Consider the following 20,334-nt stretch of genomic DNA (forward strand, 5'->3'; position numbering starts at 1 on the left):
AAAAAATGGCCAAAAGATGTGTATAACGATATGGGTTAATGTCAGCCATTCTGCCATTAGTCGCTGGGTCAATAAGCTTCGCCTTGAACGACAGGGAAAAACGCCAACGGGACTTCCTCTTACCCCTGAACAGCTCGAGCTGCGTGAGATGAAGAAAAAAGTCCAATGCCTTGAAATGGAGAACGAAATCCTAAAAAAGGCTACGGCGCTCTTAATGTCGGACTCACTCAACGGTTCACGGTAGTCGACAGGCTGAGGGCGCGATACCCGGTCACGGCGTTGTGCCAAACTTTTGAGGTACATCGCAGCAGCTACAGGCACTGGCAGGCTTCCGCTAATGAACCCGACGGTGAGCGCGTGGTTAAGTGTAGCCGCGTCATGGAAGCCTGGAACGCCAGCGGCGGCTCTGCCGGCGCTCGAAGTATCGCGACCATCGTCACCGGCAGCTCCGGTGTCAAAATGGGGCGCTGGCTGGCTGGCAAGCTGATGAAGGAGCTGGGTATCGCCAGCTGCCAGCGACCGGCTCACAAATACAAACGCGGCGGCAATGAACACGTTGAAATACCGAACTATCTCAACCGCCAGTTCGCGGTTACCGCGCCGGATCAGGTCTGGTGCGGCGATGTGACCTACATCTGGACGGGCAAATGCTGGGCTTACCTTGCGGTGGTGCTAGATCTGTTCGCCCGCAAACCGGTGGGCTGGGCCATGTCGACGTCGCCGGACTCGGCGCTGACAGTTAAAGCGTTGCAGATGGCCTGGGAACTCCGGGGACAACCAACAGGAGTCATGTTCCACAGCGACCAGGGCAGCCACTATACCAGCCGTCAATACCGGCAAGCCCTGTGGCGCTGCCGGATAAAGCAGAGTATGAGTCGGCGGGGTAACTGCTGGGATAATGCGCCAATGGAGCGGTTCTTCCGCAGCCTGAAGACAGAATGGGTGCCGACAAAGGGTTACAACAGCTTCAGCGAAGCCCAGGACGCGATTATCCGCTACATCACGGGGTATTACAGCGCTATCCGGCCTCACTGGTATAACGGCGGCTTAACTCCAAACGAATCTGAGCGACTGTTCTACATACAGTCTAATGCGGTGGCCAATATTAGTTGACCACTACAGATCCGATGATTACCCAAACTTTCTATTTATTCAACAAAGCCAAGAGGCGGATGCAGCCCAGTTTAACCATCGACAGATAATTCCTCGCCGTTTTGTCATAACGTGTGGCAATACGGCGGTATTCTTTTAATCGGCCAAAACATCTTTCCACTACATTGCGATGACGGTAAGCGTCACTGGCGAACCGTGAGCACCCGTCCGAAGCCATTTTTTCATTCGTTTTTCGGGGGATGACTGCCTTTATCCCCTTTCGTTTCAGCTCGTTGCGTAGTGCATGCCCTGAATAAGCTTTGTCAGCCAGCACCGCATAACCACGACGCTTCATGCTGCCATTCTGGCGCTGAACACCAATACCGTCCAGAAGACGTAATGCGAACTGGCTTTCGTGAGCCTGTCCGGGGCTCAGCAGGATGTTTAACGGGAGACCACTTCCGTCTGTTGCCAGATGGATTTTGGTGCCAAAACCACCGCGAGAGCGACCCAGACCGTTATCTCCGGCGATATCGGGATGTTTTTTTGAGCACCGGCAGCACATTTCAGCGCCCGGATATTACTGCCATCCAGCGCCGTGGTAGACCAGTCAACGAGACCATGCGCATCAAGAGCAGAAAGTAACCTGTTGAAAATAATGTTAATCACACCCTATTTTGACCACCGATTAAAGCGGTTATATACGGTTTTCCACGGACCATATCGCTCAGGTAAATCACGCCATGGAGCACCTGAGCACAGAATCCAGAACATACCATTGATGATTTTACGATGTTCTGCCCATGGACGTCCGGCACGTGGTATTGCTGGTTCAGCAGGCAGTAAAGACTGGATGATCATCCATGCTTCATCGGGAAGGTCGTAGCGAGCCATAGTTCAATATACTGTGGAAACATACGGTTACTATAACTCAGGCAATTAAGGGACACAGCCTAGGAATAGATGCATAGAGGCAATACCGTCAACCAACTGCGTTTCTTGATTACATTTACGTAACACGCTGCAGCTATCAAAAATGACGAAAAAATAGCATATAATATTGATAAATATGATAATTAGCTTAAAAAAAACGTTTTAATGCATGAGGAAACGTTATGAAAAATCAACATTCACAAACCGCAAGAATTTAAATAACAACATGAATTTTAAGTAAAAAAACACTTCAAGACCTAGAAGCTTAAAAAAATTAATGTGTCACTTTCCTAATTATCTCCTTTACCTCCATCCTATGCTCAGAATTTTTCTGCATCCTTTGCACAAAAACTCGCTGATAGAGCCACGCATCTATGCACTTTTTCACATCAGCCTTGTCCGGCTGGCAGTGAAATTCGAAGATCATCCTTTTTTCTTTTGAAAACAACACTAAACTACTTTCAAACTCGAGAAAATCAAGATCTTCTATCTGGTAGGCTGTTTTAAACGCAGAGCAGATGTAATGTATATCCATATAATATCCACCATTATTTTTATAACTTCACATCGCTGTATAGCATAAATAGCATTAAACCGTGCATCTTAATCATTTTATTGTGATACACATTTAGTTTGCGTTGAAATATGAGATTCCTTTTCTAGAAAACCCGGCAGTAAGTTAACAATTTCAGGTCATGCCCTCTCAACACTCGCCATCATCTCAAAAGAGCTCATCCTTCCCCGTAAATGCAATCACAAAAAGGGGATAATACTGAATGATGACATCAGCATTTTTAAATAGCATTTAATTTTAATTCATATACTAAAATCAAAACTCATCATTCATTATCAGCACATGTTTTACATCATCCAAGATGCTAAGGAAAAGGAATTTCCAACATGGGCTCTCGAGAATCTCATTTTTTCAGCGATGATTGCTGAATGTTTTGTTGTACCTGGGTGTACAACCCCAGTGACCTCATTGTAACAATACCCGATAAATTCACAAGATAACTTATATTTTTCAATATCCTTAACCAAAGCCCGAGCCTTACATAATTCGCCGAGACGCGCATAGAGTAATGCCAGCAACCCCCGCATGATCGTATTCCCGGGAGAGTCAGTATTGAGTGTATATTCTCCATACCTTACAGCCTCCTGGATATTGCCAAGGAGATAATTGATGATAACACACAATATTTTAGGAGAATAAAATGCATCATTGAGGTCCATACACATATTATTCATTTGCATTGCTTTATCTAAATCACTTTGTCGTACCAGATGGCAAGCATAGTAATAATAAACCTCCGTAATCGTGGGGGCTAATAATATGGCCAAATGAAACTTACTTGCCGCTTCCTTGTTATTTTCAGCGCAAAGTAGCAGCCCTTGTAAAGAAAGGGCAATGACGTTATTAGGTTCGCTCGCTAATATCTTGCCGACAATGATCATCATTTCATGCCGGACGCTTTCATAATCCATCAAGCCCAGATTGACTCACCTCGTTATACACAAGTCCGCAACGCCTTATATGCCAAGGGTTAGCGGGCTGAAATAGGCAGCCGGTGGGGTTGTAAATGAAGTGAAACCGACGTGTACTATCGCCATTTACGGCGCTGAAAAATGACACGGGATTCAGATGGCTGGGCACACCAAGAACTGGAAGGGGTAAATCTTGGTGACACGAGGCTCAATAAGCGTGCCAAAGGGCTTTTGATACGGCTGGCTGAGAATCTGCAAGCCAGCATTCCGCATGCGTGCCTCGGATGGTCTGAGACGCTGGGTGCTTACCGCTTCATGGAGAACCAAGCATTCGAATGGCGAGACATTCTGCAACCTCACTGGCAGCGTACGCAGGAAAGGATCCGAGAACACGAGGTTGTGCTGTGTATCCAAGACACTACCGAGCTTGACTTCAACGGGCAGCAAATCCAAGGCTTGGGTCCCTTGAACTACGAAGCCAGGCGTGGTCTGTACCTGCATCCGACCTACGCGGTCAGTCCGGATCGCGTGGGGTTGGGCGTACTGGATGCGTGGATGTGGGCAAGAGAGCCGAAGGATGCAGACGGAAAACGCGATGGGCTCAAGGAGAGTACGCGCTGGCTCGAGGGATACGAGCGAGTTGCTGAACTCGCCTCGGAGTTGCCAAACACACGTCTGGTGTACTTAGCCGATCGCGAAGCGGATATCAAGGCGTTGATGCAGCTCGCTGATGACCTTGGCACTCCGGCTGACTGGTTGATCCGCTCGACTCATAATCGCAGTCTGGACTGTAATGAGAAGCTTTGGCAGAAGGTTGGAAAGACCGTGCCGGTGGGAGAAATCCAATTCGTTATGGCGGCTCGCGCGGGGCAGAAGGCGCGTACGGTGAAACAGGCGCTGCGCGTGAAGCGAGTGTCGCTGCGTTGCGGGTTGGCAGTGACTTGTGTGATAGCCAAGGAAATTGAGCCGCCAGCAGGCGTGAAGCCGGTCGAGTGGCGGTTGCTGAGCAATCGCGTACCTGAAGGACGAGAAGATATCGTGGAGCTGATCGACTGGTATCGGGCTAGATGGGAAATCGAGATGTTCTTCAATGTGCTGAAGAACGGCTGCTGTGTCGAAGCGTTACAGTTATCGACCGTGGATCGCATTGAGCGGGCATTGGCGCTGTTCATGATCGTGGCATGGCGCATCGCCTATTTAATGCGTATGGGACGAACCTGTCCAGAGCTGGACGCAATGTTGTTCTTTGATTCCGACGAGACTCATGGAGCTTACCTACTGATGAACAAGCGTATGCCCAAGGGCCGCCCTAAGCTAAACGAAGTATTGCGCTTAGTTGCGCAACTGGGAGGCTTTCTTGCTCGAAAAGGCGACGGTGAACCAGGCGCAAAAACTATCTGGAAAGGCTTGCAGAAAGTCATGACGGCCGCCGAAACGCTACGCGCGCTCAGGCACGAACAGAGATGTGTATAACGAGGTGGCTTCACGCCTGCTGGCGGCTCAATTTCCTTGGCTATTGTATTAGTCGCGACTTGATCTGACACTGGACCTTGAAAGGTTGAGATGATGTAGCCCCCTGTAACACCAGACAGTAGCTGTATCTCCAGATAAGAGATAGGCTTAGATATATGTCTAACAATCATGCTAATTTTGAAATGACCGGGATCCTGTTAGGGCAAGAAGTCCGTAAGCGTAAAACTCCGCAAGAGAAAATCGCCATCATTCAGCAGACAATGGAGCCGGGGATGAACGTCTCCCATGTAGCCCGCCTGCATGGCATCCAGCCCAGCCTTTTGTTTAAGTGGAAGAAGCAATACCAGGAAGGAAGCCTCACCGCCGTTGCGGCCGGAGAAGAAGTGGTTCCAGCTTCGGCGCTGGCGACTGCCCTCAAGCAGGTCCGGGAGCTACAGCGCCTTCTGGGTAAGAAGACGATGGAAGTTGAGATCCTCAAAGAAGCAGTGGAGTACCGCCAGTCGCGAAAATGGATAGCGCACGCGCCCTTGTTGCCAAAGGACGGGGAATAGCTCTGGTCAGCCGCGCCATGAGCGTGTCGCGTGCGCAGCTGTCACTGCGGGTTAACCGTTCTGCCGACTGGCTGGACAGGCGCAGCAACCGGCGTAATGACGAAGCTGATGCTGAGATATTATCGGACATCCTCCGTATCATCAGCGACATGCCCAGTTACGGTTACCGCCGAGTGTGGGGTATCCTGCGTAAGCAACGTCGTGCAGAGGGACTTCCACCGGTGAACGCCAAACGGCTTTACAGGATAATGAGCGAGCATAACCTGCTGTTGTTGCATGATAAAACTGAACGTCAGAAGCGGGAGCATAAAGGCAAAATCGCGGTAGCAGAGAGCGATATGCGCTGGTGCTCAGATGGCTTCGAGTTCGGTTGTGACAACGGCGAGAAGCTGCGGGTGACGTTCGCACTGGACTGCTGCGACCGGGAGGCCATAGACTGGGCAGCGAGCACCAGGGGTTATGACAGTTCAACCGTGCAGGATGTGATGCTGAGGTCGGTGGAAAAACGCTTCGGTAGCGCGCTGCCGGATAAACCAGTGCAATGGCTGACGGATAATGGTTCAGCGTACACAGCGCATGAAACGCGGAAGTTCGCCAGAGAACGGAATCTGGAGCCCTGCACAACAGCAGTGAGCAGTCCACAGAGTAACGGCATGGCAGAACGGTTCGTGAAGACGATGAAGGAAGATTACATCGCCTTCATGCCAAAACCCGATGTGCGAACAGCGCTGAAGAATCTTGCAGCGGCGTTCAATCATTACAATGAAAACCATCCGCACAGTGCGCTGGGATACAACTCCCCAAGAGAATATCGGCGCCAGCGGGCATCGTTAACTTAAGATACAAAAGCTGTCCGGAGATGGTGGGTCAAGATCACTTGAAAGGTTGAGAGTTACCGGTTTTGATATGGGTGTCGAATCCTTATACAAAACACGAGGTAACTCTCATGCTTCATACTAACAATCCCATCATCAAACACAAAGCCGGCCTGCTCAATCTCGCCGAAGAACTCGGTAACGTATCAAAAGCCTGTAAAATCATGGGGGTGTCACGCGACACGTTTTATCGCTATCAGGAACTGGCGGCAGAAGGCGGCATTGACGCTCTGGTTAACCAAAACCGCCGGGTTCCCAACCTGAAAAACCGTGCTGATGAAGCCACTGAACGTGCGGTTGTTGATTACGCCATTGAGTTCCCGGCTCATGGCCAGCACCGGACCAGTAATCAGCTGCGTAAAAAAGGCGTCTTCATTTCTGGCAGCGGTGTGCGCTCCATCTGGCAACGACACGATCTGGAAAACTTTCGTAAGCGCCTGAAGGCACTTGAGGAAAAAGTTGCCAGAGAAGGCATCGTACTTACTGATGCTCAAATCGCTGCACTGGAGAAGAAGGCGCACGACGACGAAGCCTGTGGTGAAATAGAGACTGCTCACCCGGGTTATCTGGGGTCGCAGGACACCTTCTACGTGGGTAATCTGAAAGGTGTTGGCCGTATCTACCAGCAGACGTTCGTGGATACGTACTCGAAAGTGGCGCACTGCAAGCTTTACACGAGTAAAGCACCGATCTCTGCCGCCGACCTGCTCAATGATCGCGTGCTGCCGTTCTACGAAGCTCAGGGGCTGCCAATGCTAAGAATACTGACGGACAGGGGGGGGGGACGGAGTACTGCGGTAAAGTGGAACAACATGACTATCAGCTGTACTTGGCTATCAACGATATAGACCATACGAAAACGAAAGCGATGTCTCCGCAGACAAACGGTATCTGCGAGCGCTTCCATAAAACTATTTTGCAGGATTTTTATCAGGTTGCGTTCCGTAAGACGTTATACGAGGACCTAGAAAGTCTACAAAAGGATCTGGACAACTGGTTGTGGCATTACAATAATGAGCGAACTCATCAGGGTAAAATGTGCTGCGGGCGTACGCCAATGGCCACGTTACTTGATGGTAAACGAGTCTGGGCAGAAAAAAATCTGAACCAGATTTAATCTGACAGACACCTGTATAAATAACCGGTAACTGTCAGATCAGGTCTGAGCTAATACAGCTATCACACAAGTCACTGCCAACCCGCAACCGCAACGCAGCGACACTCGCTTCACGCGCAGCGCCTGTTTCACCGTACGCGCCTTCTGCCCCGCGCGAGCCGCCATAACGAATTGGATTTCTCCCACCGGCACGGTCTTTCCAACCTTCTGCCAAAGCTTCTCATTACAGTCCAGACTGCGATTATGAGTCGAGCGGATCAACCAGTCAGCCGGAGTGCCAAGGTCATCAGCGAGCTGCATCAACGCCTTGATATCCGCTTCGCGATCGGCTAAGTACACCAGACGTGTGTTTGGCAACTCCGAGGCGAGCTCAGCAACTCGCTCGTATCCCTCGAGCCAGCGCGTACTCTCCTTGATCCCATCGCGTTTTCCGTCTGCATCCTTCGGCTCTCTTGCCCACATCCACGCATCCAGTACGCCCAACCCCACGCGATCCGGACTGACCGCGTAGGTCGGATGCAGGTACAGACCACGCCTGGCTTCGTAGTTCAAGGGACCCAAGCCTTGGATTTGCTGCCCGTTGAAGTCAAGCTCGGTAGTGTCTTGGATACACAGCACAACCTCGTGTTCTCGGATCCTTTCCTGCGTACGCTGCCAGTGAGGTTGCAGAATGTCTCGCCATTCGAATGCTTGGTTCTCCATGAAGCGTTAAGCACCCAGCGTCTCAGACCATCCGAGGCACGCATGCGGAATGCTGGCTTGCGGATTCTCAGCCAGCCGTATCAAAAGCCCTTTGGCGCGCTTATTGAGCCTCGTGTCACCAAGATTTACCCCTTCCAGTTCTTGGTGTGCCCAGCCATCTGAATCCCGTGTCATTTTTCAGCGCCGTAAATGGCGATAGTACACGTCGGTTTCACTTCATTTACAACCCCACCGGCTGCCTATTTCAGCCCGCTAACCCTTGGCATATAAGGCGTTGCGGACTTGTGTATAACGAGGTGGGGTATGGGTCTGTAGTCAGCGAGTCTCGCCCCGTTCTGAACGTTTTGAGAGGGTCGGTAACTTTGGTGACACCATCCAGATTAATATGGAACTCTCTTCACCGGACCCCGCGTTATTACCTCATCTGGCGGCAGCATTACAACATGCCCTGTCGCAGTCCACGTTAAACAGTTATCAACGAACTGCCATTGTGCCTGAATTGGAGGCGGCGGTTCGCAAACGCTGGCCTTATCCGGCTGAGGCGTTCATTACCTCAAGTGGCGGGTTTGATGCGCTGTACCTGGCGTTGCAGGCATTGATCTTTCCCGGCTCGACGGTGGCTATCGAAAGCCCTACCACCGCGCGTTTACTCGACTTGCTCGATTTGCTGGGAATGAACGCCATCAAGGTGGGCTGTGATGTCAACGGACCTGACATTGAGGAACTGAAACAGGCGCTGCAACAAAAGCCAGTCGCGTTTATTTTCCAGCCCAGCCCAGGACACATTCACACACGGGTTGCGCCGTAAGCCCTGAGCGGCTGGGCGACATGGCCGCTGTACTGGCCGAGCATGAAAATGTGCTGATTCTGAAAGATGATGGTATCGGTGAATTATCAACCTGTCCCGCGATCAGTTTGGGACGCTACCATCCTGAACGTACAATTCATGTTTGCTCTTACTCCAAGGCCTATGGACCGGATTTACGTTTGGCCGTGATATCGGGCAGTAAAACCCGAATGGACCAGCTCCAATCCTTCCGTCATTTTGGCGTCGGATGGAGTAGCAGGATACTGCAAGGGGCGTTGGCTTATTTATTGAACGATACGCAGGCACAGCACGATATTGCACATGCCAAACAGGTCTACCACCGGCGACGTCAGGCGTTAGTGGATGCGCTGGCTCGACGGGGCATTAATGTACCAGAAAGCGATGCGCTTTGTATCTGGTTGCCAGTACCTTCGGAGCGTCATGCGCTGGTAACCTTGGCCGTGCGTGGCATTGCCGTGAGGGTTGGCGTGGGAGCGGGGGTAAAAAGCGGAGAGTTTATTCGGCTCAGTATCAGCCAGTTGCAGGAGCATCAGGTAGAGACAGTGGCCGAAGCCGTCAGCCAGATCTTTCGCTAGCGCGCATTTTCCTTACGAGATCCTCGGCTTGCACTGAGGATCTCGTCGGATATTTCGGCCTTATTCTTGAGTGTTCTTCTCTGCTTTACCTGCCATCATCGTCAGGAAGTCAAAACGACGACGCAGATCCTGTTCCGCTTCTTCATACAACCGCGTGTCTCTTCCGGCATTTGCGTATTCAGCCGACGGAAGCGTTGCTCTTTCAACAGTGTCTCACTCAGGCTGCTGGAGGGCGGACGGGAATCGGTGACCAACGCCGGTTTGCCTTCTTCCACACGACGCGGATCGAAGCGATAGAGTGGCCAGAATCCGGTGGCCGTCAGTTGACGCATCTGATCGTGACTGAACGCCAGATCGTAGCCGTGTTCTTCGCAGGGTCTGTAGGCGATGATTAAGGATGGACCTGGCCAGGCTTCCGCTTCCTGAATTGCTTTCACCGTTTGGTTGATCTGTGCGCCCAGTTAAATCTGTGCGACATAAACGTGGCCGAACATCATCACATTGATGCCCAGATCTTTACGCGCCTTACGTTTACCTTTTTCCCCAAATTTGGTGACCGCACCCAGCGGTGTCGCCTTGGATTGCTGACCGCCCGTGTTGGAATAGCACTGGGTATCCAGCACCAGCACGTTGACGTTTTCTGTCAGGCTCATCACATGATCCAGACCGCCGTAGCCAATATCATAGGCCCAGCCATCACCGCCAATCAGCCAGACGGATTTGTCTACCAGATGGTCGGCATCGTGGCTAAGTTCACGTGCCACCGAATCATTGAGGCTGGCAAGCTGTTCACGCAACTGTGCAATTTGCTGGCGGCGCAGATCTGGCGCAATGTTCTCTTCCTGCAAGGCGCTCACCAGATCGGCGGGGAGCTGCGGTGCTAAATGCAAGAGCTGACGCAAGGCGCGCTGGCGATGTTGATCCACGCTGAGACGGAAACCTAAACCAAATTCGGCGTTATCCTCAAACAGCGAGTTGGCCCAGGCAGGACCACGTCCGTTGGCATCGGTGGTCCACGGCGTGGTGGGCAAATTGCCGCCGTAAATAGATGAGCAGCCGGTGGCGTTGGCGACCAGCAAACGATCGCCATAGAGCTGTGTTAACAGTTTGATATATGGCGTTTCGCCACAACCTGAACAGGCACCCGAGTACTCGAATAGCGGCGTAATCAACTGTGACGTGCGGATATCGATACGTTCCAACTTGCTCTTGTCGATTTCCGGCAATTGCAGGAAGAAATCAAAGTGGGTTTTTTCCACGCTCAGATTATCCAGGCGGGATTCCATGTTGATGGCTTTGATCTCAGGGTTTTGACGGTCTTTCGCCGGGCACAGGTTACATCCCGTGCAATCTTCCGGGGCGACTTGCAATACATACTTTTGACCACGCATATCACGCGCTTTGACATACAGCGATTGCAGCGAATCAGGCGCGTCGCTCATGGCCTCAGCAGGCACTACTTTGGCACGGATAGCCGAGTGCGGGCAGGCGGCGACGCAGTGGTTACACTGCGTACACAGCTCTGGTTTCCAAAGCGGAATGGCCTCTGCAATGTTACGTTTTTCCCACTGGGTGGTGCCGGTGGGCCAGGTCCCATCGGGTGGTAAGGCGGAAACGGGTAAGGTATCACCGAGTCCTGCCAGCATGGTTGCCGTTACCGTTTTAACGAAGTCCGGCGCGGCGTCGGATACTACTGGTAGACGTTGCGGACTTTCAGGATTAACCGCTGCCAGCGCAACGGATTCCAGCGCCGCCAGTGTGGCTTCCAGCGCTTTCCAGTTGCGGGCGACCACTTACTACCATAGCTCTTTTCGATAGCGCTACGCAGTTTCTCTACGGCCGCATCACCAGGCAAAATCTGCTAGAGATGGAAGAATGCCATTTGCATCAAGGTGTTGATACGCGCACCCAACTGACATTCACGGGCTATTTTGGCTGCGTTGATGCAATAGACCCTTGCCTGACGTTGATTCAGGCCTGCCTGAACCTCTTGTGGCAAGCGGTGCCACAGGTCGTCGGCGCTGTAAGGGGTGTTTATCAGGAAGATACCGCCGGGTTTCAAGCGTTCCACCATAGCGTACTTCTCAATGAACTTCCACTGGTGGCACGCGACGAAATCGGCTTGATCGATCAGATAGGCCGAATTTATCGGGTGCGGGCCAACGCGCATGTGCGATACCGTCAGGCTGCCCGCTTTTTTGGAGTCGTAGACGAAATAGCCCTGTACAAACATTGGTGTGCTGGAACCGACAATCTTGATGGCATTTTTGGTGGCGGAGACAGTGCCATCGCTGCCAAGTCCGTAGAACAGCGCTTCCAGTCCTGCGCTGGAGGGGAAGTGTTGTTCCGGCAACGGCAGTGAAAGGTGGGTTACATCATCATAAATCCCTACAGTGAAACGCGGTCTTGGGTTAGCAAGCGCTAACTCATTAAAAATAGCCAGTACACACTGTGGTGTGAACTCTTTGGAAGACAAACCGTAACGGCCACCAATGGTACGCGGTAATGTTGCCCGCTCCCCACGGGAAAAGGCTTCCGCTAGTGCGGTCATCACATCCAGATAAAGCGGTTCTGCCAGAGCACCGGGTTCTTTGGTGCGATCGAGCACAGCGATGCTCTGCGCGGTTTGCGGAAGGGCGGCGAGCAGATGCTGCGCTGAGAACGGACGATACAGACGCACTTTAAGCACACCCACTTTTTCACCACGGGTTAGCAGGGCATCCACCACTTCTTCGCACGTCCCTACGCCCGAGCCCATCAGCACAATCACGCGCGTCGCTTCTGGGTGCCCTTAATATTCAAACGGTTGATAGCGACGTCCGGTAACCTCGGCAAAGGCATCCATCGCCTGCTCAACGTGAGAGTAGGTGTTGTTGTACCACGGATTGGTGGCTTCGCGTGCTTGGAAGAAAGTATCCGGATTGGAGGCCGTGCCACGGATCACCGGACGTTCTGGTGTAAGCGCTCGCTCACGGTGTGCGGCAATTGCATCCTGAGGCAGCAGTTTCAGCAATACTTCATCACTGAGCGGTTCCACTTTATTGATTTCATGTGAAGTACGGAAACCGTCGAAGAAATGGATTGTAGTGGCACACTGATACTGGCCACCTGATCGGAGGTGATATGCTCACCTCATCAACACGACAGGTGACCTCATGGGTAAACATTTTACGGCGGAATTTAAGCTCGAAGCCGCAAAGCTGGTTGTCGACCACGGCTACACATACGTTAAGGCCGCAGAGGCGGTTAATGTCAGCCATTCTGCCATTAGTCGCTGGGTCAATAAGCTTCGCCTTGAACGACAGGGAAAAACGCCAACGGGACTTCCTCTTACCCCTGAACAGCTCGAGCTGCGTGAGATGAAGAAAAAAGTCCAATGCCTTGAAATGGAGAACGAAATCCTAAAAAAGGCTACGGCGCTCTTAATGTCGGACTCACTCAACGGTTCACGGTAGTCGACAGGCTGAGGGCGCGATACCCGGTCACGGCGTTGTGCCAAACTTTTGAGGTACATCGCAGCAGCTACAGGCACTGGCAGGCTTCCGCTAATGAACCCGACGGTGAGCGCGTGGTTAAGTGTAGTCGCGTCATGGAAGCCTGGAACGCCAGCGGCGGCTCTGCCGGCGCTCGAAGTATCGCGACCATCGTCACCGGCAGCTCTGGTGTCAAAATGGGGCGCTGGCTGGCTGGCAAGCTGATGAAGGAGCTGGGTATCGCCAGCTGCCAGCGACCGGCTCACAAATACAAACGCGGCGGCAATGAACACGTTGAAATACCGAACTATCTCAACCGCCAGTTCGCGGTTACCGCGCCGGATCAGGTCTGGTGCGGCGATGTGACCTACATCTGGACGGGCAAATGCTGGGCTTACCTTGCGGTGGTGCTAGACCTGTTCGCCCGCAAACCGGTGGGCTGGGCCATGTCGACGTCGCCGGACTCGGCGCTGACAGTTAAAGCGTTGCAGATGGCCTGGGAACTCCGGGGACAACCAACAGGAGTCATGTTCCACAGCGACCAGGGCAGCCACTATACCAGCCGTCAATACCGGCAAGCCCTGTGGCGCTGCCGGATAAAGCAGAGTATGAGTCGGCGGGGTAACTGCTGGGATAATGCGCCAATGGAGCGGTTCTTCCGCAGCCTGAAGACAGAATGGGTGCCGACAAAGGGTTACAACAGCTTCAGCGAAGCCCAGGACGCGATTATCCGCTACATCACGGGGTATTACAGCGCTATCCGGCCTCACTGGTATAACGGCGGCTTAACTCCAAACGAATCTGAGCGACTGTTCTACATACAGTCTAATGCGGTGGCCAATATTAGTTGACCACTACATCGGCTGACGGCGCTTACGATACAGGTTACTGCCATGATGCTCTGCTGAGGAAGAAAATAAGGCCGCTTATCCCGCCGCGAAGGGGGGCGCAATATTGGCCGGACCACTACCACGAGCGTAACCACGCTGCTGCAAATCAGCGCCTGAGCGGCAGCAACGATACCTGGAAAAAGAAAGTGGGCTATCACCGACGCTCAGTGGCTGAAACGGCCATGTTCCGGTTCAAAACGCTTCTGGGTGGTCATCTAAGTCTGCGTGACTACGATGCTCAGGTGGGTGAAGCCATGGCGATGGTCAAAGCGCTTAACCGGATCACGCTATTAGGAATGCCGAACAGTATTCGCATCACGTAACAATCGACCTGGGGCACAGTCGTTACAAGTTCTGATTTATTCAACAAAGCCATTTAGATGATGAAAAAACTGTCTCAGCTTTCACTGTTAACCAAACTGCTTTCCGGTTTTTCAATATTGATCGTACTCATGTTGTTGCTCGGTAGCGCTGCGTTGTATCAGTTACATCTCAACAACCAGAATATCGAATCCTATCGTGATAGCCGCTTGCCTGGCGTGCGCTACACGCTGGAGATGCGGGGCACGCTGTCCGAAATCCGTTTGCAACAAATTCAATATATTGCCTCGTTCACCGACAAAGAGCGTGAAGGACATCGCGTTGAGTTACTGGAAGATACTGCGATCTTCCAACGAGCGTTGGACAGCTACACCAAGTTGCTTACCGCCAGCGGTCAGAAATCATTGTTAGACCCGATTATTGAAGGCTTAGGGCAATTTAGCGCCGTGAATCAGGACGTGATTGCTGCCGTGAGCAAAGGTCAACTGAAGGAAGCATCCCGCATCAGCGGCGCGGTATCGTCAAAATACCGCAGCCAACTGATGAAAGACCTGGCAAAGCTGGTCGATATGGAAGTGGAGAAAGGCAACGCGGCGGTCCGCGAGGCCAGAAAAGGGTATCAGGACGCGAAGTATACCCTGATCGGCATGCTGTTACTGGCGGTGGTGATGTCATGCCTACTGGCGCTGTTTATTTCTCGTAGCATCTCTCACCAATTGGGCGGCGAGCCGCGCTATGCGATGGAAATCATGAACGAAATCTCCACCGGCAACCTGCTGACGGCCATCGCCCTGCGTCCGGGGGACAACCACAGCCTGCTGGCGGCCATCAGCCATATGAATCAGCGGCTGGCGGATACCGTGCGTAATATTATTGACGGCAGTGAATCCATCACTATGGCGTCAAATGAGATCGCCCAAGGCAACAGCGATCTGTCACAACGCACCGAAGAACAGGCCGCCTCACTGCTACAAACCTCGTCCAACATGCAGCAATTAACACAAACAGTACGACAAAATGCGGATAACGCCCGCAAAGCCAGCTCACTGGCACAAAAAACCTCTGATACCGCGTCTCAGGGCGGAGAAATCGTTAACGATATGCTGGCGCGGATGCAGGAAATTTCTGACAGTTCGCAGAAGATCGTCAATATTATCGCCGTGATCGAAGGTATTGCCTTTCAAACCAATATCCTCGCACTGAACGCGGCGGTGGAAGCCGTCCGTGCCGGCAGCGAAGGCAAAGGGTTTGCGGTGGTTGCTGGTGAGGTGCGCACGCTGGCACAGAAAAGTGCCGATGCCGCCAAGGAGATCAAAGCACTGATCGAGGGCACAGTAGAGAAGATCGCCGAAGGCTCTCAACAGGCTGACAAAGCGGGCAAGGCGATGACCGACGTGGTGGATTCCGTCAATCAGGTATCCAAAATCGTGGCGGATATTTCGATGGCGTCTGATGAACAGCACATAGGTATCAAGGAGATCAGCGTCGCCATCGATCAGATGGATCAGGTCACCCAACAGAACGCCGCGCTGGTAGAAGAATCCGCGACCGCAGCAGAATCGCTGACCGAACAAGGTGAGCAGCTACGTAATGCTGTGCGCTTCTTCCGTGTGGAGCAAGCGTCTGCGCTGCGTTTGCGCTAACCGGATTATCCCCTTCCACCGCATGTGGAAGGGGATAGTGGATTTATACGGCGTGCACGTGACTGAGACGACGGCTCGCGCCAGGCAGCCACAGCAGTAAAAAGCCCGAACGTCCCAGGCTGAATGCCAGATACGCCAGCCACAAACCGTGGTTGCCGTACACCGGTACCAAAAAGTACCACGCGGCAAACCAGGCCATAAGTCACCTAGTTATACACAAGTCCGCAACGCCTTATATGCCAAGGGTTAGCGGGCTGAAATAGGCAGCCAGTGGGGTTGTAAATGAAGTGAAACCGACGTGTACTATCGCCATTTACGGCGCTGAAAAATGACACGGGATTCAGATGGCTGGGCACACCAAGAACTGGAAGGGGTAAATCTTGGTGACACGAGGCTCAATAAGCGTGCCAAAGGGCTTTTGATACGGCTGGCTGAGAATCCGCAAGCCAGCATTCCGCATGCGTGCCTCGGATGGTCTGAGACGCTGGGTGCTTACCGCTTCATGGAGAACCAAGCATTCGAATGGCGAGACATTCTGCAACCTCACTGGCAGCGTACGCAGGAAAGGATCCGAGAACACGAGGTTGTGCTGTGTATCCAAGACACTACCGAGCTTGACTTCAACGGGCAGCAAATCCAAGGCTTGGGTCCCTTGAACTACGAAGCCAGGCGTGGTCTGTATCTGCATCCGACCTACGCGGTCAGTCCGGATCGCGTGGGGTTGGGCGTACTGGATGCGTGGATGTGGGCAAGAGAGCCGAAGGATGCAGACGGAAAACGCGATGGGATCAAGGAGAGTACGCGCTGGCTCGAGGGATACGAGCGAGTTGCTGAACTCGCCTCGAAGTTGCCAAACACACGTCTGGTGTACTTAGCCGATCGCGAAGCGGATATCAAGGCGTTGATGCAGCTCGCTGATGACCTTGGCACTCCGGCTGACTGGTTGATCCGCTCGACTCATAATCGCAGTCTGGACTGTAATGAGAAGCTTTGGCAGAAGGTTGGAAAGACCGTGCCGGTGGGAGAAATCCAATTCGTTATGGCGGCTCGCGCGGGGCAGAAGGCGCGTACGGTGAAACAGGCGCTGCGCGTGAAGCGAGTGTCGCTGCGTTGCGGGTTGGCAGTGACTTGTGTGATAGCCAAGGAAATTGAGCCGCCAGCAGGCGTGAAGCCGGTCGAGTGGCGGTTGCTGAGCAATCGCGTACCTGAAGGACGAGAAGATATCGTGGAGCTGATCGACTGGTATCGGGCTAGATGGGAAATCGAGATGTTCTTCAATGTGCTGAAGAACGGCTGCTGTGTCGAAGCGTTACAGTTATCGACCGTGGATCGCATTGAGCGGGCATTGGCGCTGTTCATGATCGTGGCATGGCGCATCGCCTATTTAATGCGTATGGGACGAACCTGTCCAGAGCTAGACGCAATGTTGTTCTTTGATTCCGACGAGACTCATGGAGCTTACCTACTGATGAACAAGCGTATGCCCAAGGGCCGCCCTAAGCTAAACGAAGTATTGCGCTTAGTTGCGCAACTCGGAGGCTTTCTTGCTCGAAAAGGCGACGGTGAACCAGGCGCAAAAACTATCTGGAAAGGCTTGCAGAAAGTCATGACGGCCGCCGAAACGCTACGCGCGCTCAGGCACGAACAGAGATGTGTATAACGAGGTGGCCATAAGTGCCATCAGCATGGAATTGCGCACTGGCGCAGTGTAGGTAATACCGGTAAACACGCCATAAAAAATAATACCTGCGGCGCCGCACAGCGGAAACACCATCAGCCAGATGCTGTAGCGCTGACACAGCGCCACAATCTCCGCCTGATGGGTAAACCAGCCGATAACGCTGTCGCCCTGCCAGGCCCATAACAACGCCAGCAATCCCGACATCCACAGCGTAGACAGCGCAGAATAGCGGAAGTGTTCAGCGTCGTTAGCACCGCGCGCACGGCCACTGAACACACTGGACGCATTGGCAAAACCGTCAAACAGATATGCCATCAAATAGTGAATCAGAAACAGTACCGCGTTGGCGGCCAGCATTTCTGTGCCAAAGGACGCTCCAGTTGCCACAAAGTGATTCGTCACCACCAGCAGGCATACCGTGCGCAGCATCAGATCGCCATTCACCATCATGATGGCTTTGAACTCGCGCCAGGAGAGCAAGGCGGCAGGTGACATGGCAGCCTTGTGCGGTGTCAGATAGCGATAAATCAGACGCAAGCCCAACAGCGTGCCGCTGATTTGCGCGATCAGCGTAGCACCGGCAATGCCCGGCACGCCCCATTCCAACCCACGCACAAACCACAGCGCCAGCACCATATTCAGCACGTTGATACGGCTTTGTTGAATAAATCAGAACTTGTAACGACTGTGCCCCAGGTCGATTGTTACCTGATGCGAATACTGTTCGGCATTCCTAATAGCGTGATCCGGTTAAGCGCTTTAGACCATCGCCATGGCTTCACCCACCTGATCATCGTAGTCACGCAGACTTAGATGACCACCCAGAAGCGTTTTGAACCGGAACATGGCCGTTTCAGCCACTGAGCGTCGGTGATAGCCCACTTTCTTTTTCCAGGTATCGTTGCTGCCGCTCAGGCGCTGATTTGCAACAGCGTGGTTACGCTCGTGGTAGTGGTCCGGCCAATATTGCGCCCCCCTTCGCGGCGGGATAAGCGGCCTTATTTTCTTCCTCAGCAGAGCATCATGGCAGTAACCTGTATCGTAAACGCCGTCAGCCGATGCCTCTCTGATTTTCCGGTGGGTCTGGTTTATCAGTGCCGGTAGAGCCTGGGCATCAGTCGTACCACTGAGCGACAAATCCGCACAGATAATCTCATGCGTCGCACTGTCTACTGCCAGATGCAGCTTACGCCACACCCTGCGTCTGTCGGCACCATGCTGCCGGACTTTCCATTCGCCTTCGCCAAAGACCTTCAGGCCGGTTCCATCAATGACCAGATGTGAGATTTCACCACGGGTTGGCGTTTTTATGCTGATGTTCACTGTCTTTGCTCGCTTGCTGAGCAGCGAATAGTCTGGACAATGCAGCGACAATTTAATCAGTTTAAAAATCGAGTCAACAAAACCCTGTAAAGCCCTCAATGAATCTATGGTCACCCCCATTTTTGCAACACTGATCTTTGATTAATGGTGGGCTTGCTTAAATCTATCCGGCGTCTTTATGGCCAAGGATGCCCGCGCCACGATGAGTTTCGCACCTGATATTCCTAAAAAGGCCATCGGCTTCATTGAGCCATTTTCATTTTTTGGTTTTATATCAGGCCGTCAGGCCGTTCATGTCATCAATAATCAGTCTTCGCAAAACCAGATGGGTAACTTCGTTAAATTGCTGACTGTTAGACCAGCATTACTGTTCAAACACGGTATTTCGTGTCGTTATTGCCCAAGCTATTCGAGCTAATTTATTTGCTAATGCACAGCACACAACGCAAGAATGTTTCCTGCCCAACTGAGACCTTACCCAATCAGCTAATCTCCCTGATTGATGGTCAATTCTTAGGATAAATACCCGCGCACATTGAACAAGCAATCGGCGAAGGTTTTTATCTCCACGCTTGCTAATACCCAGCCGAGTATTCTTCCCTCCAGTACTGTATTGGCGGGGTACAAGACCGGTGGAAGCGGCAAAATTACGACTGTTTTCATATTGCTTGCCATCGCCTAACTGTGATGACAAAACGCTGGCTGTTATCGGTCCAACACCAGGGATGGTCATTAAATGCTGGCCAGTTTCATCTAGAGAGAGTGCCTGCCCAAGTTCTCTTTCGAGCTCTGCTATCTGCCCAACCAAATATTGGTAATGATCGTGTAATCGAAGCAGCAACTGTGCCAGATAAGGTGGCAAGTCATTATCAGCCAGAACAGCTGAAAGCCTTTTGATTACCGCAATACCTTTCGGCATGCTGAGACCAAACTCCAGTAAAAAAGCATGCATTTGGTTAGTCGTTTTAACTTTGTCTCTGACCAACGACTCCCTGACCCGATGCAAGGCTCGCATAGCCTGTTGAGCCTCAGTTCTTGGCTGCACAAACCGCATGGAAGGGCGTGATCCGGCTTCGCATATTGCTTCGGCATCAACGAAATCGTTCTTGTTGCTCTTGACAAAAGGGCGGACAAACTGCGGAGAGATCAACTTTACTTCATGCCCCAGCTCACTGATCCGACGAGCCATAAAATGGGCACCGGCGCAGGCTTCCATTACAACGGTAGTAGGTGTACACGTAGCCAGAAACTCGATGAGTTTGGTGCGGGTAAACTTTTTCCGCAGTAATGCCTTGCCTGATTTATCCTGACAATGAATGTGAAAAGAATGTTTGCCGAGATCGATACCAATAAGCGTGACGTTTTGCATGA

The 20,334-nt window shown here is 52.3% G+C and carries 13 protein-coding genes and 7 pseudogenes; 11 read left to right on the forward strand and 9 right to left on the reverse strand.

Features of this window, described 5'->3' with window-relative positions:
• Positions 1-34: 34 nt before the first annotated feature.
• Positions 35-1,113: pseudogene (locus ACWWJF_RS11000) on the forward strand (IS3 family transposase); the annotation flags it as partial.
• A 31-nt stretch (positions 1,114-1,144) separates the two neighbouring features.
• Here ACWWJF_RS11000 and ACWWJF_RS11005 read toward each other — a convergent pair.
• The 3 genes and pseudogenes from ACWWJF_RS11005 to ACWWJF_RS11015 form a co-directional block, all read right to left on the reverse strand.
• Positions 1,145-1,986, reverse strand: a pseudogene (locus ACWWJF_RS11005) (IS5 family transposase).
• A 313-nt stretch (positions 1,987-2,299) separates the two neighbouring features.
• The gene (locus ACWWJF_RS11010; RefSeq protein WP_455869452.1) at positions 2,300-2,560 is read right to left on the reverse strand and encodes a hypothetical protein; all 261 of its coding nucleotides are present in this window, start codon (positions 2,558-2,560) and stop codon (positions 2,300-2,302) included.
• Between the two features lie 326 nt (positions 2,561-2,886).
• Positions 2,887-3,483 carry a hypothetical protein gene (locus ACWWJF_RS11015; protein WP_455869453.1) on the reverse strand — a complete coding sequence of 199 codons (597 nt, stop codon included), beginning with the start codon at positions 3,481-3,483 and terminating at the stop codon, positions 2,887-2,889.
• Between the two features lie 168 nt (positions 3,484-3,651).
• Between ACWWJF_RS11015 and ACWWJF_RS11020 the strand changes: the two genes are divergently transcribed.
• The 3 genes and pseudogenes from ACWWJF_RS11020 (at position 3,652) to ACWWJF_RS11030 (ending at position 7,526) form a co-directional block, all read left to right on the forward strand.
• Positions 3,652-4,983, forward strand: a complete 1,332-nt coding sequence (locus ACWWJF_RS11020) for an IS4 family transposase (RefSeq protein WP_455869454.1) — start codon at positions 3,652-3,654, stop codon at positions 4,981-4,983.
• A 182-nt stretch (positions 4,984-5,165) separates the two neighbouring features.
• Positions 5,166-6,373, forward strand: a protein-coding gene (locus ACWWJF_RS11025) for an IS3 family transposase (protein ID WP_455871030.1) whose coding sequence is annotated in 2 segments (ribosomal slippage) — positions 5,166-5,487 and positions 5,487-6,373 — 1,209 coding nt in all. Because the reading frame shifts where the segments join, the coding sequence is not laid out codon by codon here.
• Positions 6,374-6,480: 107 nt separating this feature from the next.
• Positions 6,481-7,526 (forward strand): annotated as a pseudogene (locus ACWWJF_RS11030) (IS481 family transposase).
• Positions 7,527-7,583: 57 nt separating this feature from the next.
• On the opposite strand, the pseudogene ACWWJF_RS11035 reads toward ACWWJF_RS11030, so the two are convergent.
• Positions 7,584-8,402, reverse strand: a pseudogene (locus ACWWJF_RS11035) (IS4 family transposase); the annotation flags it as partial.
• 211 nt (positions 8,403-8,613) lie between these two features.
• Here ACWWJF_RS11035 and ACWWJF_RS11040 point away from each other — a divergent pair.
• Positions 8,614-9,036, forward strand: a complete 423-nt coding sequence (locus ACWWJF_RS11040) for an aminotransferase class I/II-fold pyridoxal phosphate-dependent enzyme (RefSeq protein WP_455869455.1) — start codon at positions 8,614-8,616, stop codon at positions 9,034-9,036.
• A gap of 20 nt (positions 9,037-9,056) precedes the next feature.
• Entirely contained in the window at positions 9,057-9,632 is a 576-nt protein-coding gene (locus ACWWJF_RS11045; RefSeq protein ID WP_455869456.1) for an aminotransferase class I/II-fold pyridoxal phosphate-dependent enzyme, read from the forward strand.
• Positions 9,633-9,692: 60 nt separating this feature from the next.
• Here ACWWJF_RS11045 and nifJ read toward each other — a convergent pair.
• A pseudogene (gene nifJ, locus ACWWJF_RS11050) lies at positions 9,693-12,714 on the reverse strand (pyruvate:ferredoxin (flavodoxin) oxidoreductase); the annotation flags it as partial.
• A gap of 73 nt (positions 12,715-12,787) precedes the next feature.
• Here nifJ and ACWWJF_RS11055 point away from each other — a divergent pair.
• The 3 genes and pseudogenes from ACWWJF_RS11055 (at position 12,788) to ACWWJF_RS11065 (ending at position 15,959) form a co-directional block, all read left to right on the forward strand.
• Positions 12,788-13,956, forward strand: a protein-coding gene (locus ACWWJF_RS11055; RefSeq protein ID WP_455868400.1) for an IS3 family transposase whose coding sequence is annotated in 2 segments (ribosomal slippage) — positions 12,788-13,043 and positions 13,043-13,956 — 1,170 coding nt in all. Because the reading frame shifts where the segments join, the coding sequence is not laid out codon by codon here.
• A gap of 8 nt (positions 13,957-13,964) precedes the next feature.
• Positions 13,965-14,318 (forward strand): annotated as a pseudogene (locus ACWWJF_RS11060) (transposase); the annotation flags it as partial.
• Between the two features lie 60 nt (positions 14,319-14,378).
• Entirely contained in the window at positions 14,379-15,959 is a 1,581-nt protein-coding gene (locus ACWWJF_RS11065) for a methyl-accepting chemotaxis protein (RefSeq protein WP_455871040.1), read from the forward strand.
• Positions 15,960-16,002: 43 nt separating this feature from the next.
• On the opposite strand, the gene ACWWJF_RS11070 is transcribed toward ACWWJF_RS11065, so the two are convergent.
• Complete coding sequence (locus tag ACWWJF_RS11070) at positions 16,003-16,158, reverse strand: hypothetical protein (protein WP_455869457.1); 156 nt, start codon at positions 16,156-16,158, stop codon at positions 16,003-16,005.
• Positions 16,159-16,287: 129 nt separating this feature from the next.
• Between ACWWJF_RS11070 and ACWWJF_RS11075 the strand changes: the two genes are divergently transcribed.
• The gene (locus ACWWJF_RS11075) at positions 16,288-17,619 is read left to right on the forward strand and encodes an IS4 family transposase (protein WP_455869458.1); all 1,332 of its coding nucleotides are present in this window, start codon (positions 16,288-16,290) and stop codon (positions 17,617-17,619) included.
• Here ACWWJF_RS11075 and ACWWJF_RS11080 read toward each other — a convergent pair.
• Both ACWWJF_RS11080 and ACWWJF_RS11085 read right to left on the reverse strand, forming a co-directional pair.
• On the reverse strand, positions 17,584-18,276 hold the full coding sequence (locus ACWWJF_RS11080) for an MATE family efflux transporter (RefSeq protein ID WP_455869459.1): 693 nt from the start codon (positions 18,274-18,276) through the stop codon (positions 17,584-17,586). The two genes, ACWWJF_RS11075 and ACWWJF_RS11080, sit on opposite strands and share 36 nt — an antisense overlap.
• A gap of 68 nt (positions 18,277-18,344) precedes the next feature.
• Positions 18,345-19,065 (reverse strand): annotated as a pseudogene (locus ACWWJF_RS11085) (IS5 family transposase); the annotation flags it as partial.
• A gap of 76 nt (positions 19,066-19,141) precedes the next feature.
• Here ACWWJF_RS11085 and ACWWJF_RS11090 point away from each other — a divergent pair.
• Complete coding sequence (locus tag ACWWJF_RS11090) at positions 19,142-19,381, forward strand: hypothetical protein (RefSeq protein WP_455868475.1); 240 nt, start codon at positions 19,142-19,144, stop codon at positions 19,379-19,381.
• Here ACWWJF_RS11090 and ACWWJF_RS11095 read toward each other — a convergent pair.
• Entirely contained in the window at positions 19,328-20,332 is a 1,005-nt protein-coding gene (locus tag ACWWJF_RS11095) for an IS110 family RNA-guided transposase (RefSeq protein WP_455871041.1), read from the reverse strand. The two genes, ACWWJF_RS11090 and ACWWJF_RS11095, sit on opposite strands and share 54 nt — an antisense overlap.
• Positions 20,333-20,334 lie beyond the last annotated feature (2 nt).

It is taken from the genome of Symbiopectobacterium sp. Eva_TO, from assembly GCF_053848865.1.